This window comes from Pseudobutyrivibrio sp. C4, from assembly GCF_900111635.1.
In the GTDB taxonomy this organism is placed as follows: Bacteria; Bacillota; Clostridia; order Lachnospirales; family Lachnospiraceae; genus Pseudobutyrivibrio; species Pseudobutyrivibrio ruminis.
In genome coordinates, this window is record NZ_FOHF01000005.1 from 101656 (window position 1) to 116108 (window position 14453).

General features: G+C 37.2%; 10 protein-coding genes. 8 read left to right on the plus strand and 2 right to left on the minus strand.

Features of this window, described 5'->3' with window-relative positions:
• Positions 1-10: 10 nt before the first annotated feature.
• Positions 11-1729, plus strand: a complete 1719-nt coding sequence (locus BMY66_RS09430; protein WP_090394967.1) for a glycoside hydrolase family 3 protein — start codon at positions 11-13, stop codon at positions 1727-1729.
• 5 nt (positions 1730-1734) lie between these two features.
• Here the strand turns inward: BMY66_RS09430 and BMY66_RS09435 are convergent, their stop codons facing one another.
• Complete coding sequence (locus BMY66_RS09435) at positions 1735-2871, minus strand: AraC family transcriptional regulator (RefSeq protein ID WP_090394968.1); 1137 nt, start codon at positions 2869-2871, stop codon at positions 1735-1737.
• Between the two features lie 219 nt (positions 2872-3090).
• Here BMY66_RS09435 and BMY66_RS09440 point away from each other — a divergent pair, with 219 nt between their 5' ends.
• The 3 genes from BMY66_RS09440 to BMY66_RS09450 are packed head-to-tail and all read left to right on the plus strand — an operon-like array spanning position 3091 to position 5504.
• Positions 3091-3948, plus strand: a complete 858-nt coding sequence (locus BMY66_RS09440) for an MBL fold metallo-hydrolase (protein WP_242942699.1) — start codon at positions 3091-3093, stop codon at positions 3946-3948.
• Positions 3948-4580 (plus strand): beta-phosphoglucomutase, encoded by a 633-nt coding sequence (gene pgmB, locus BMY66_RS09445; protein WP_090394969.1) that lies wholly within the window; start codon positions 3948-3950, stop codon positions 4578-4580. The genes BMY66_RS09440 and pgmB overlap by 1 nt, the downstream gene beginning before the upstream one ends.
• Before the next feature lie 12 nt (positions 4581-4592).
• Positions 4593-5504 carry a glycoside hydrolase family 43 protein gene (locus BMY66_RS09450; protein WP_090394970.1) on the plus strand — a complete coding sequence of 304 codons (912 nt, stop codon included), beginning with the start codon at positions 4593-4595 and terminating at the stop codon, positions 5502-5504.
• On the opposite strand, the gene BMY66_RS09455 is transcribed toward BMY66_RS09450, so the two are convergent.
• On the minus strand, positions 5468-6487 hold the full coding sequence (locus tag BMY66_RS09455; protein WP_177175641.1) for an AraC family transcriptional regulator: 1020 nt from the start codon (positions 6485-6487) through the stop codon (positions 5468-5470). The two genes, BMY66_RS09450 and BMY66_RS09455, sit on opposite strands and share 37 nt — an antisense overlap.
• A 163-nt stretch (positions 6488-6650) precedes the next feature.
• On the opposite strand from BMY66_RS09455, the gene BMY66_RS09460 reads away from it, so the two are divergent.
• The 4 genes from BMY66_RS09460 to BMY66_RS09475 all read left to right on the plus strand — a co-directional run bounded on the left by BMY66_RS09460 (position 6651) and on the right by BMY66_RS09475 (position 14451).
• Positions 6651-8063: an MFS transporter gene (locus BMY66_RS09460; RefSeq protein WP_090394972.1), complete on the plus strand. Its 1413-nt coding sequence runs from the start codon at positions 6651-6653 to the stop codon at positions 8061-8063.
• A 150-nt stretch (positions 8064-8213) separates the two neighbouring features.
• Positions 8214-11006, plus strand: coding sequence for an alpha-L-rhamnosidase (locus BMY66_RS09465; RefSeq protein ID WP_090394973.1), 2793 nt, complete (start codon positions 8214-8216; stop codon positions 11004-11006).
• A gap of 85 nt (positions 11007-11091) precedes the next feature.
• Positions 11092-13056, plus strand: coding sequence for a fructose-1,6-bisphosphatase (locus BMY66_RS09470; RefSeq protein ID WP_090394974.1), 1965 nt, complete (start codon positions 11092-11094; stop codon positions 13054-13056).
• A gap of 66 nt (positions 13057-13122) precedes the next feature.
• A complete protein-coding gene (locus tag BMY66_RS09475) occupies positions 13123-14451 on the plus strand; it encodes an MATE family efflux transporter (protein ID WP_090394975.1) in 1329 nt (442 codons plus the stop codon).
• Positions 14452-14453: the final 2 nt, after the last annotated feature.

Sequence of the window (14453 nt, forward strand, 5' to 3'; positions counted from 1 at the left end):
ATTTATATAAATGTTGAACTTTGAAATTTTAAAGGAAACACCTTTTTGCCTGGGCACTGCCCAGGTAAATTGGGTTAAAGAGACAATTGAAAATATGACAGAGGAGCAGAAGATTGGACAAATTTTCTGTCCTATAAATGGGGAAGTTGAGCCAGAAAAAATAAAGGCATTTATTGATGAGTTTCATCCAGGCGGAGTATTGTATAGACCAATGCCTGCTGAGACTATTCAAAATTGCCACAGAGCATTTCAGGATAATTCAGATATTCCAATGCTTTTGGCTGCAAACCTTGAATCCGGTGGTGTTGGTATTGCCAGTGATGGCACTTATTTTTCACGACCTATGGGAGTGGCAGCAACAGCCGATAAAGAAAACGCATATCGATTAGGATATATTTCTGGCAAGGAAGCAAAAGCTGTAGGATGCAACTGGTCCTTTGCTCCAATCTGTGATTTGGATAAAAACTATATGAATCCTATCATGAATGTTCGTACATTCGGAGATAACGTAAATACGGTAACTGATTTTGTGAAGGAACAGCTTAGGGGCCTTGATGAGAATGGTGTTGCTGCAGCAGCAAAGCATTTCCCTGGTGATGGAGTAGATTTCAGAGATCAACATTTAGTAGCTTCTGTAAATAGCTTGTCTGTTGAAGAATACGATGCTTCATATGGCAAGATTTGGAAAGAGGTTGTAGATACTGGAATCCTTTCAGTAATGGTAGGACATATTTTACAGCCAGCTTATAGCAGATATTTTAATCCGGAATTGAAGGATGAAGATATTTTACCAGCTACTTTATCAAAGGAATTATTACAAGGATTGCTCCGTGAAAAGCTTGGATTTAATGGAGTAATAGTTACCGACGCGACACCAATGGTAGGATTTACAGCATCAATGGCTCGAAGCGAGGCTTTACCAGCTTGTATCATGGCCGGATGTGATATGATTCTTTTCAACAAAGATATAAGAGAAGATTATCAATTTATTAGAGATGCATTAAAGGATGGCAGGCTGACAAGAGATCGTTTGGATGAAGCGGTTCTCAGAATACTTGCAATGAAGGTGGCCATGAAGCTTCCAGAAAAGAAAGCGGAAGGAACATTGGTGCCGGAGACAGCTGCTCTTTCAGACGTGGGCTGCAATGAGCATAAAGAGTGGACTGTGAAATGCGCTGATGAAGCAGTCACCCTCGTAAAGGACACACAAAATCTTCTACCTCTTTCTGCTGAAAAGTATAAGAAGATTAGATTGTATTACATCGAAGATAGAGTGGGAGGCGGCTTCAAAGACGGTGATAGCCAAATTTCTGTATTCAAGGATTTATTAGAAAAAGAAGGATTCGAAGTTAGTGTTTACGACTATTCTAAGCCTGATTTTTATGAAATGTTTGAAGCAGGAGTATCATATGCCAAGGATAAATTTGATTTAGCAATATATGTAGCTTGTATTGATACTGCAAGTAACCAATCAGTTCGAAGAATTGACTGGGTACATTTGATGGCGGCAGATGCACCATGGTTTGTTGATGAAATTCCTACAATGTTTATATCTGTAGCAAATCCATATCATCTTGTGGATGTCCCAATGGTAAAGACATTTATCAATGCTTACACACCTACAAAAGAGGTATGCCAGCAGGTAGTAGAAAAAATAATGGGCCGTTCAAGCTTTAAAGGTAAAAGCCCAATCGACCCATTCTGTAATATCTGGGGAAGCAGATTTTAAATAAGTTAAGCTCCTTCGTTCTGTTCCACTGAGAATGGAATGAATGGGCTTTCTTTTTTGTTCTGCTTTCTATATTCTGCAGGAGAGCATTTGTAAGTTTGACGGAACACTCTTGAAAAATGATCCGCCGAATTATATCCTACCTGCTCTGCAATCTCATTTATTTTTAAATCTGTGTTCAGCAGGTAGTTCACTGCATCCTTCATACGCAATTTCTTTATCAATTCAGTAAAGTTTTCACCGGTATTTTGCTTTATAAGAGTGCATAGGTGTGGTTCACTGTAGTGGAAAAATTCTGCTAAAGATGAGAGCGTAATATTCTGATAGTTGTGTTGGATATACTGTAAAACCAAAGAGAAATCAGAACCAATTTCATAGTTATAAAATGCAATTGTCTTGCTGTAGTTTCTTAGCATGTTGCAGAAAAGCAAATTGATAATGCTTACACAACATCCATTGCTGTATTCATCTTTTTTTGCAGACTCTATCAAAAGCTTTCTAAGTAATACGCGGCATTCCATATTGTTACCGGTAAATAGCATCAGGTAGTTTGCCTTGCCATCATCTTTTAAGATTTGACGGAAGAAGCCGGATAGTAAATCTTGATGGCTCATGATTGATGAGAATGTGCTATCGAAGGTACTTCGTCTAATACATATCGTATATACGATAGAAGTTTCGTCATCAATCAAAAAATCATGATTAGAACCTGGAGCAACGATGCATATTTCACCTTCGTTCATAACATGTGGTTCTTCTTCAAAATAAAATGTCGCACTACCTTTTACCACAAAGTTCAACTCGAAATAATTGTGAATATGAGAATATCTGCGTGTAAACCTAGGATGACGGATAGTAAAAACATCCTGAAATTTTGGAATCATACGTTCCTCTCGTACTTCCTTATTTAGTTCACTTTGTACAGAAAAATAAATAGGGATAGTATCTACCAGCTTATCAAATTCGTAATCATCTACATATAATGAATCTTCGGATATATTGAGTCTGGTAGGTGTGCTATCGAGTAAATCTTTTTCCTGCATACGTCGCATCATCTCTGTGAACTGAAGTTTAAGACCGGTGCGTTTGTAGTAGGCATTCATTTCATTTTGAAATTTTCCATAAGTTGTATATAAGTTCATACTATAACCTCATGTGTTCATTTTGATTAAAAAAATGTAGTGTATTCGATAAAATTTGTAGATTCATTATATACCAGATTATGAAAATAACGAAACCACAGATTAAATAATAAAGGATACGCCTTAAAAAATGTCGGATACATTATAGGCCTCTCTACTTATAATATAGGCATTGAATTGTTCGGAATCGGACTAAAGGAGATAGAAGGAGAAAGTATTATGGGAATGGAACCATCTTTAGAAGAAATTTTTGGAAGCTATATGGCTTACAAAGTGACAGAGGATACATGGGTTATTAGTTTCATGAATGGAACAGAGTATATGTATCTTCTAGAGGGAAGTGAGAAAGCTCTTTTAATTGATACAGGATATGGTGCTGGAAATCTGAAGGCTTTTGTACAGGGACTTACTGACAAGCCTGTATTAGTTGTAAACACACACTTTCATCCAGATCACTCTGCAGGAAATGGAGAGTTTGAAGAAGTAATGGTTGCAGCAGGATGGGAAATTGATGCACCTTCTGTAAATATGCCGGGACAGATTCCCTTTGATATTTCAAAGTTGCCTTATCCAAATTACAAAAAGGTAATCATAGGTGAGGGGGATGTAATTGATCTTGGCAATCGAAAGATAAAGGTCATGGATGTAAAGCCGGCCCACTGCAATTCTAGTTTGTTTTTTTATGATGAAGAGCAGGGGATGATATTTGTTGGTGATGAAGTGGAGGCTGCACAGGTAAATATGTTTGATAATTCATGTAATCCTGAAGCTCCATATGATGTTAGAGACAGACTTAATTGCATGCGGGAAAACTGTGAAAGAATAAAGGCTCTCAAACCAAGATACATCTTCCCTAACCATAATGGAACACCAATTGCTTCAAGCTATTTGGATGATTTTATTGGATTGGTAGATAGCGTATTTGCAGGAACGGCAAAAATTGAAGATAAGTTAAACCATAAATACATAGAGATGGATCCAAAAGCTCCAACTCTTTGCCGTGTACGTTATGGTAAAGCTAGTATTTTCATAAACAAAGAGTTATTGATGTCGGTTTATGGAGGTAGTTTGTCGTGATGAAGGCTGTAATTTTTGATTTAGATGGAGTAATCTGTTTTACAGATAAATATCACTATATAGCATGGAAGAAGCTTGCAGATAAGAATGGAATATATTTTGATGAAGAAATAAATAATAGACTACGTGGTGTATCTAGAATGGATAGCCTGGAGATAATATTAGAGCGAGCCGATAGAACATATACTGCTGAAGAAAAAGAGGCAATGGCTGCTGAGAAGAATGCTAGTTATGTTGAGCTTCTAAAAGAAATGAGTCCAGCTGATTTATCAGATGAAGTAAAGAATACATTGGATGAACTTAGAAACAGAGGATATAAGTTAGCTATTGGTTCATCAAGCAAGAACACAAAAATGATTTTAAAGCAGATAGGACTGGGTGAGTTTTTTGATGCAGTTTCAGATGGAACCAACATCACAAAGTCTAAGCCTGACCCAGAGGTATTTCTAAAGGCTGCTGAGTTCATTGGTGAAAATCCAGCTGATTGTCTAGTTGTAGAAGATGCCAAAGCTGGAATTGAGGCAGCAACTGCAGGAGGCTTTAAGAGCGCAGGCTTAGGAGAAGCTACAGAACATCCAAGTGTGACATACAAATTGGGGAGCTTTAAAGATTTGTTGGAGATTTGTATTTAGAGGTGTACCAGTATGAAAAGAGAAGATATAAATATTCGAGATCCATATGTGTTGGTGGATGATGGAAAATATTATTTATATGGAACACGAAGCGAAACTTGCTGGGAAGAAGCCTTTGGCTTTGATTGCTATGTGAGTGATGATTTGGAAAATTTTGAAGGACCAATTGAGATTTTCAAAAGACCAGATGGATTTTTTGCAACGGAAAACTATTGGGCGCCTGAGTGTTATAAAATTGGGGATAAGTACTATCTTGTAACCACATTTGGTGGAAAAGATATTAAAAAGGGTATTTATGTTCTTCAAGCAGATGAACCAACCGGGCCATTTACACTCTACTCAAAAAGACTTACACCAGATAATTGGACTTGTATCGATGGAACCTTACATTTTGAAAATGAAAAAATTTATTTAGTATTTTCCCATTCCTTTGAAGATGCATTGGATGGTACGGGAAATGCTGATGGAGATTTTTGCGTTGTGGAATTATCAAGTGATTTAAAGGAAGCAATTTCTACACCAAAGCTCCTATTCTCACCTAAAGAAGCGTCTTGGGCGAAGCCAGTTCCATTTGCAAAGGCAGAGTTTGGTTTGGATGGAGACTGCTACTTTAGTGATGGACCTTTTTTTATGAAGCTGGATGATGGAAATCTTTATATGATTTTCTCAAGCTGGAGTATTAACGGTTATGCGGTAGGTATTGCAGTATCAGAGTCTAGAACTATAAATGGTCCATGGATTTTACAGGATGAACCATTATATCCAGAAAATGGAGGCCATGGTATGTTCTTTAAGGATTTGCAGGGCAATTTAGTATTTACACTCCATTCACCTAATGACAAATACATGGAACGCCCATGTTTTTGGAAAGTTAAAAAAACAGGAAGTCACAATAATAATTCTCGGTATTCATTAGGCAAATAACCTGTAATCTTCTTAAATATTCTTCTGAAATTATTACATGATGAATATCCTACTTCAAAAGCGATTTGTTCAATTGGCAAGTCGCTTTTTTTTAGTAATATTTCAGCATGTTTGATTCTATTGTTCTGAATGTTTTCAGTAAATGTTTTTCCAGTCGCTTTTTTTATTATTCGCTGAAGTTGTCGCTCACTATAACCAAAAAATTCAGAAAGCTCAGTCAATGATATCGATTCAGAGTGTTCTTCCATGTAATGAAGGATGAATACAAGGTTGTCGTTTGTTTGTTGTGATGATAATGGAAGACAAACATCTTTTTCGTGATTACGTAGGAGGGTTGCGAATAATTCGGCAAGAAGGGCGTTTAGTAACTGTTTTTTAAATCTACCATCAGATGTATACACATCGGAGGCTTTAGAAATAATGTCAGTTAATTCCTTGTCTTCTTCAGTATGGAATATTAAATAAGGAAAATCCTTAACATTATAAATAACATGTTGGAAAAACTGGGAAAGTATATCTGTTTCGCTAAACAGACCTAAAAAATATTGTTCAAAAGTACTTTGGCGAATGACGATATTAAATACTATATCATCCTCTGAACAGGCTTTTATAGCATGAACTGTTCCGGGAGAATGAAAGCAGAAATCTCCGGTAGTAAGTAGAAGAGTATCGTTATTAATATAGTTATAGCAGCTGCCATTTTTTACATAGACGATTTCAAAAAAATCATGGCTATGTAGAAATGCGGGAAGATATCGAAGGTGTCTCACAAAAGAACAGTCTAAGTTATCCGCAATGAAGATATCTTCTTTAAATGCATTGGAGATGGTGGTATTGGTGTTTGATGAATCATTTGAGCTAAAAGCTTTATATAATATAGGCTGAATCTCTTTAATTGTGAAGACATTATTTTGAAACTCTAAATTGGTCAAATATTGTTTTTTTAACGTAATTTCAGTTTTTGTAAGTGGAAGAACCGACATTGTTTGCATATCTCCTTATGAAATCTTAAATAGAATATATCACAGATATATCATGTCGTAAATGATACCATCAGAGACACTTATATATCTCTCTGGAAAGGTTGGCATAATGATATTATTTGAACAGATCAATTCAAAACAAAAATATAAGGAGGGATATATAATGTCGGATTTTGTTGGGGATAGGAATTCTGTTTTTACTAAAAATGAAGAAAAAACTAATTTGGTTAGAAGTCAAAAAGAAGGAAGTTTCAAATTTACCTTCTTTTGGGCTGCTTCTGCTAATGGTACAGCCCAATTAATGAGTGCTACAGTAGCAACTTTCGTGTCGGCTTTTATGACAGATGTTATGTTGATACCAGCAGCTCTGTGTTCATTAATCATGCTTATTTCAACAGCATGGGATGCAATTAATGATCCAATTATGGGCGTAATAGCTGATCGAACTAGTACTAAATGGGGAAAGTACCGTCCATGGTTAATACCAGCACCTATATTACTTACGCTTTTCTCGGTTTTAATGTGGCTAAATCCAGATTTGCCAACAACAGGTAAAGCAGTATTTTTCTTAATTGTATATATTGGGTATGGAATGACAACTACTATGTATACTATGCCTCATGTAGCTTTACTTCCAGCATGTGTACAAAAAGATGAGGATAGAAATAGAGTTATTCATTTAGGTGCAATTTTCAGCACATTAGCTTTTTCATTTGCATCTTCGTTCACAACACAGATTACTGCTTTTTTTGAAAATACACTTGGTGTTAGGAATGGCTATGTGCCTATGATGTTGATTTATGGCGTTTTATCAATGGTAACTTTTTGGGGATTGTTTGGATGTTCTAAAGAAAAATATGTGGTTGAAACTGAGAAAAAGGTTTCTGCAAAAGAAGTATTTAAGGTTTTAGGAGACAAAGCAATTTGGCCATTAGTAATAATTTGGTTAACATTTTTTATAGGATATGGGCTCAATTTTTCTTCTGCTGTTTATTATCTTACATACTATATGGGGAACCCTGGTTTAATAACTCCATTTTTCTTGATGAATACTGTAACAGGTTTTATTTCAATTGGTATCCTTTTTCCAATCTTTATGAAGCTCTTTAGGGGACCCCATAATGTATTTAAAATTACACTTTTAGTTAGCATTATATGTTATGTGATTTTATTTATATTCGGTAGTAAGAGTGTACCATTAATGTTTGCATTGTCTGGATTTGTAAACTTATTTACAACACTTCAATTTGCACTAATTCAAGTTCTTATAAATGATGCTATTGATTATACACAGTGGAAAACTGGACACAGTGCTAATGGTATTGTTGCATCAATTAAAGGATTTGCGCAGAAATGTGGTAATACTATTACAAGCTCAGGAATGTTAGCAATTCTTGCAGTATCAGGATATATTCCAAATGCCATTGGAGCTGAACCAACAAGTGCTATGTTTGCTATTAATGCTATGAGATTTGGAATACCTGTTATTTTTGCAGTAATACAAATATTCTGTTTGAGTAAAGACCCAGCAATAATTTATAAAACAGAGATAGATGCTATGAAAATGGCTGAATAAATTGCAGGGATAAAGAACTTTAGTGGGAGGCAGATTGCCTCCCTTATTAAATGTCGCATATAGCAGAAAAGATGTCGTATTTGCCTACGTGATTATACTAATAAATAATGCTATAGTGACCTATATCGATAATAAAGGAGACGGTATTAAATGATAATTACAAGGGCAAAATTAAACGGAATAGTTAATCCTATAGGATTTGATTTTAAGAAAATAATTGCATCATGGAACGTGGAAGATACTGATGCTAAAACTATAAAAAATGGCGTACTTGAGGTGGCTGATGATATCGCATTTACGAATATTATTTATAAAAAGGAGTCGGCAGAAATCGATCAGACTGGTGAGGTGATTGAAATTGAACTTCGCCCAAGAACTAGATATTTCTGGAGAGTTACTATCACAGGAGATAATGGTGATAGTGCAACTTCTGATGTTCAGTATTTTGAAACTGGCAAAATGGATGAGCCATGGACCGGAAAATGGATTGCAGCAGAAGATAAATCTTTCCATCCATTGTTTTCTAAAAAGCTTGACCTTGCTAAAAATGTAAAGGATGCAAGACTATACGTAAGCTGCCTAGGAGTATTTGAAGCTTATATTGATGATAAAAAGGTTGGAAATGAAATCCTCACACCTTACATCAATGATTACGAGACAGGTATGCAGACTATTGCCTTTGATGTTGCTGAACAGTTAAAGCAGGATAGCACAATCAGCATTCAGGTGGCCAAGGGATGGTATATGTCAAACTTTGGCTTGGAAGGTGGCTATAACTATGGCGACAGAATGGAAGCTATTGCTGAGCTACACGTTATCTATGAAGATGGCGCATCAGAAGTAATTGGAACGGACTCAAGCTGGGATGTTAGTGCATCGGATGTCATTGAATCGGGCATATACTATGGTGAAGATTTAGATAGAACAGCAGGAATTATCCCAAAGGGAAAAGCAGTGGAAGTGCCGGCAGAAAGAAATCTTTTAGATAGATATAGTATTCCAGTTGTGGTAAAAGAGGTGCTTCAGGCAAAAGAGATTATCACTACACCAGCAGGAGAAACTGTAATTGATTTCGGACAGAATCATGCAGGTGTTATGGAGTTTGATGCAGATTTCCCAGCAGGTACTGTAATCACAATTGATTGCGGCGAGATTTTGCAGCAGGGCAATTTCTATAATGAAAATTACAGATCTGCTCGTTCTAGATTTGTATATACCTCTGATGGAAGAAAAGAAACTGTTCACCCTAGATTTACTTTCTTTGGTTACAGATATTTGAGGATTCAAGGCTGGGTAGGAGAGCTTACCTTGGATAAAGTTCGCTCTAATGTTATCTATTCAGATATGGAGCGTACTGGCTACATTAGCACTAGCAACGAAAAAATCAATAGACTTTATGAAAACTGTATCTGGGGACAGAAATCTAACTTTTTGGATATGCCAACAGACTGTCCACAAAGAGATGAGAGACTAGGGTGGACGGGAGATGCTCAAGTATTCTCACAGACAGCCAGCTACAACATGGACACTAGAGCATTCTATAAAAAATTCTTGAGAGACTTAGGCTATGATGCAAAGCGTCATGGGGGAGCAGTGGCAAGCTACATTCCATCTGCGGCAGGGGAAGACCTGGCAAATACAGGTAGCATTTGGGGAGATGTTGGCACCTTTGTACCGAATGTACTTTTCAACACATTTGGCTCCGCAGATGATGTAGAAGAACACTACGAAATGATGAAAAACTGGGTGGAATACATGCATCGTAATGATGTGGAACACGGAGACGAAGGCTTCTTTGTTCTTCCTTTCCAGTTTGGAGATTGGCTTGGTTTAGATGGAATCACTGAACAGAGTTTTAAAGGTGGAACAAACGATGATTATTTAGCCGCAGTTTATTACTATCGTTCTACTGTTATCACTTGCGAGATGGCAATTAGACTTGGCAAAAGTGAAGACGCTAAAAAATATGCAAAGCTTGCTGAAAAAATAAAATCTGCCATTTTAAATGAGTTCTTCACACCAACAGGAAGACTTGCTTGCGACACACAGGCAGCATACATTGTTGCGTTAGCATTTGATATTTATGTTGATAGAGAAAAGCTTATTGAACAATTTATTGATAGATTAAATAGAGACTGTTTCCAGATTAAATGTGGATTCGTAGGTGCGCCACTTTTGTGTACCACACTTGCTAAGTGTGGCAGGGCAGATTTGGCATATCACTTCCTGTTTAATGAGGGATTCCCAAGCTGGTTACACTGCGTAAACTTGGGTGCAACAACTATTTGGGAGAGATGGAATTCAGTTTTTGAGGATGGAACAATTTCAAAGGAGGGTATGAATTCCCTTAACCATTATTCATATGGAACTGTTGTCCAATTTATGTATGAATATATTGGCGGAATTAAGCCTGCTGAGCCAGGATTTAAAGTGGCAAATATTGCACCAATGCCATCCATGAGATTTAGATATTTCAATTCAGCCATAACAACTGTTTCAGGCAAATATGTTTCAAACTGGGCAATTGCAGAAGATGGTATTTTGACAGTCGAAGTTGAAGTACCATTTAATGGCAAAGCGAATGTAGCATTACCTAGATTTTCAAATGAACAGTTAAATTGCAAGGGCTGTGTAGCATCAGATATTTCAGAAGAAGGCTGTATCACTTTAGCAGCAGGACATTATGAAATCTCATATATGCCAGCGCAGGACTACAGAAGCATTTATAGCCCACAGACAAGACTTGCTGAGCTTGAGGGTGACGCAGAGGTAATGGAGCTTTTAAAAGAAAAGCTTCCTGCTTCATATGGCATAATTGTTTCTCACGATAAGGAAATGGCAAATCATACACTTGCTGAACTACCATATTTGTTCTATTTAGGAGGTACACCAGAAACTGTGCTTCCAGTTACAGAAAAGATTTTTGCTTTGAAACGCTGGTAGAAATAAATTGTTGTTTCTTTCGCTCCTTTAATAGTGTAAAGTTTAAACAAAGATGTAGGAAAACGGGAATACAAAAGGAGAGAAGATGCAACAGAATGAAATGGAAAAGCAGTATTTAAGGATTTTGTCCAAGCAATTTCCTAATGTAGCATCCACTGCTACAGAAATTATTAACTTGCAGTCGATTCTTAGCCTTCCAAAAGGCACAGAGCACTTTCTTTCGGATATTCACGGTGAATATGAGCAATTCGCTCATGTTTTAAGAAATGGCTCGGGAGCGGTGAAGCGCAAAATCGATGAAGAGTTTGGCAACATGCTTTCGGAGAAAGAAAAGAGAGATTTAGCCACCCTTATTTATTATCCAGAAGAGCGAATCAGAATGATTAAAGAATCAGGCTGGGGTAATTCAATGGACGACTGGTATGTTGTGATGATTAACCGCCTGATTCAAGTATGCAAGGCAGCTGCTAGCAAATACACCAGGTCAAAGGTGCGAAAAGCTTTGCCAAAGGATTTTGCATACGTTATTGAGGAGCTTATTACTGGCAGACGAGACCACAGTGACCAGGAAGCATACTTTAACGAAATTATCCACACGGTAATTCGTATTGGAAAAGCGCCAGAGCTTATTGTGGCGCTATCGAATGCAATCAGTCGTTTTGTGGTGGATCATCTTCATATTGTAGGAGATATTTACGACAGAGGGCCAGGTCCACATATCTGCATGGATATTCTTATGAAGTATCATAGTGTGGACATTCAATGGGGAAATCATGATGTAGTTTGGATGGGAGCTGCAACAGGACAGCTTGCTTGTATCGCCACAGTGCTCAGATTTTCTGCTAGATATGGAAACCTTGATATTCTTGAAGATGGCTATGGCATAAATCTTCTTCCACTGTTCAAATTTGCTATGGAGACCTACAAGGAGGATCCTTGCGACCAGTTTGCTTTACACTATCGTGAGGGCGAGTATGATTTGGCAAATGCGGAAATTGACAGGAAGATGCATAAGGCCATAGCAATCATTCAGTTCAAAATCGAGGGGCAGCTCATAAAGGAACATCCTGAGTTTAATATGGATGACAGACTTCTTCTAGATAAGATGGATCTAACAAGGGGAGTTGTCCTTATAGATGGTAAAGAGTATGAGCTTTTAGATTGCAATTTTCCAACAGTTAATCCAGAAGACCCTTATGCTTTATCCAAAGAAGAAAAGGATGTAATGGATAAGCTTCGAGTAGCTTTTATGAAATGTGAGAAGCTACAGGAGCATGTAGGATTTTTATATCGTAAAGGCGGATTATATAAGACTTACAATAACAACCTTCTTTTTCATGGTTGTGTCCCTCTTGATGACAAGGGCCAATTCAAGGATGTGGAATTGTGTGGCAAACACTATAAAGGAAAAGCTTTATATGATGCACTAGAACAGCTTCTCAGAAAGGGATACTATGCAATCGACCCTGAGGAGAAACAAAAGGGCATGGACATGCTTTGGTATACATGGTGCCACGCAAATTCTCCTGTATTCGGCAAAGACAAAATGGCCACATTCGAGCGTTATTTTGTAGCAGACAAAGAGACACATGTGGAGAAGAAGAATCCATATTACACTTGGTACGACAAGGACGAAACTGTAACTATGATTCTCAATGAGTTTGGTCTTAACTCACCTGAGAGCCATATTATTAATGGGCATGTTCCAGTGGAAGCAAAAAAGGGTGAGTTGCCTATCAAGTGTGGTGGAAGATTAATAGTAATCGACGGAGGATTTTCAAAAGCTTATCAGCCAAAGACTGGTATCGCAGGATACACACTTACATATAATTCATATGGTTTCTTACTTGCGGCACATGAGCCTTTTGAATCTGTAGAAAAAGCAGTGGAAACCGGAAGCGATATTCATTCTGACACAGTGCTTGTTCAACACGTGGACAGACGAAAGACTGTGGCAGACACAGACAATGGACAAGCATTAAAGCAGAATATTATGGAGCTTGAAGAATTGCTTGAAGCATATCGCACAGGTATATTGGTTGAATCATAAAATAGTTGAATTTTAAAGGATATTTAGAGTAGAATAGAGCCCAAATTTAGTTAGGAGAATAAACTAATGGAGAAGAATCTTACACAAGGAAGCTTACTAAAAAACATTATGATTTTCTCGGGGCCTTTTCTACTCTCTTATTTTTTGCAGACTCTCTATGGAATGGCTGATTTGTTCATAGTTGGTCAGTATAATGGAGCAGCATCTATATCAGGTGTATCAATCGGTTCCCAGGTAATGCACATGATTACGGTTATGATCGTGGGACTTGCTATGGGTTCTGTTGTTATGATTGCAAGAAATGTAGGAGCTAAGGACCGAGCTAAAATATCCAAGACTATCGGAAATACGATAGTTTTATTTGCTATAGTTGCTGTATTATTAGCAGCACTTTTGCTGGCTTTAGTGAATCCAATTGTTTCTGTTATGAGTACTCCAGTGGAAGCTGTTGATGAAACTACAGCATATCTTATTGTTTGTTTTGCAGGAATTCCATTTATTGTTGCATATAACGTAATTGCGGCGATTTTCAGAGGTCTTGGGGATTCAAAGAGTCCAATGATTTTCATAGCAATTGCTTGTGTTTTCAACATTACTTTGGATTATTTGTTTATCGGTGGCTTTGGAATGAAGGCTGTTGGCGCAGCATGGGCTACAATTATAGCTCAGGCTTTCAGCGTCCTGATTTCCATTATCGCTATTTATAAAATGAAGTTGGTGTCTATTTCTAAAACGGATTTACGAATTGATAAATCTACTTTGGGAAGCATTCTAAGAGTGGGCGTTCCAGTATGTCTTCAGGATGGTTTCATCCAGGTTTCATTTTTAATTATCACTATTATTGCAAATACACGAGGCGTTGAAATATCTGCAGCAGTTGGTATCGTAGAAAAGATTATTTCATTCCTATTCTTAGTACCTTCATCAATGCTATCAACTATTTCAACAATATCATCCCAGGCAATCGGTGCAGGGGACAAGCCTCTGGCAAGGAAAACACTCTTCTATGGCATGACTATTGCGGTATCAATTGGTCTTGTTTTTGCCATAGCATTCCAGTTTATAGCAAGTCCTGTAATCGGTATGTTTACTGATGATATGGTGGTAGTTGCACTTGGCGTATCCTATATCAAATCATATGTATTTGATTGTACTGTTGCCTCATTCCACTTCTGCTTTAGCGGATTTTTTGTGGCATCAAACTACTCATACATTTCTTTTATTCACAATGTAGCATCAATTATTTTGATGAGAGTACCAGGAGCATATTTGGCATCAATTTATTATCCAGATACTCTGTTTCCAATGGGCCTTGCAGCACCACTTGGAGGCGTCATTCAGCTAATCATATGTGTAGTGGCATATATGATTCTTAGGAAAAAAGAGAAAATATAAAA

Bases quoted from the DNA above. Each gene is read 5' to 3' on its own strand.
- BMY66_RS09435 (WP_090394968.1), bottom strand. From the start codon at position 2,871: ATGAACTTATATACAACTTATGGAAAATTTCAAAATGAAATGAATGCC.
- BMY66_RS09430 (WP_090394967.1), top strand. From the start codon at position 11: ATGTTGAACTTTGAAATTTTAAAGGAAACACCTTTTTGCCTGGGCACT.
- BMY66_RS09460 (WP_090394972.1), top strand. From the start codon at position 6,651: ATGTCGGATTTTGTTGGGGATAGGAATTCTGTTTTTACTAAAAATGAA.
- pgmB (WP_090394969.1), top strand. From the start codon at position 3,948: ATGAAGGCTGTAATTTTTGATTTAGATGGAGTAATCTGTTTTACAGAT.
- BMY66_RS09465 (WP_090394973.1), top strand. From the start codon at position 8,214: ATGATAATTACAAGGGCAAAATTAAACGGAATAGTTAATCCTATAGGA.
- BMY66_RS09455 (WP_177175641.1), bottom strand. From the start codon at position 6,487: ATGTCGGTTCTTCCACTTACAAAAACTGAAATTACGTTAAAAAAACAA.
- BMY66_RS09440 (WP_242942699.1), top strand. From the start codon at position 3,091: ATGGGAATGGAACCATCTTTAGAAGAAATTTTTGGAAGCTATATGGCT.
- BMY66_RS09450 (WP_090394970.1), top strand. From the start codon at position 4,593: ATGAAAAGAGAAGATATAAATATTCGAGATCCATATGTGTTGGTGGAT.
- BMY66_RS09470 (WP_090394974.1), top strand. From the start codon at position 11,092: ATGCAACAGAATGAAATGGAAAAGCAGTATTTAAGGATTTTGTCCAAG.
- BMY66_RS09475 (WP_090394975.1), top strand. From the start codon at position 13,123: ATGGAGAAGAATCTTACACAAGGAAGCTTACTAAAAAACATTATGATT.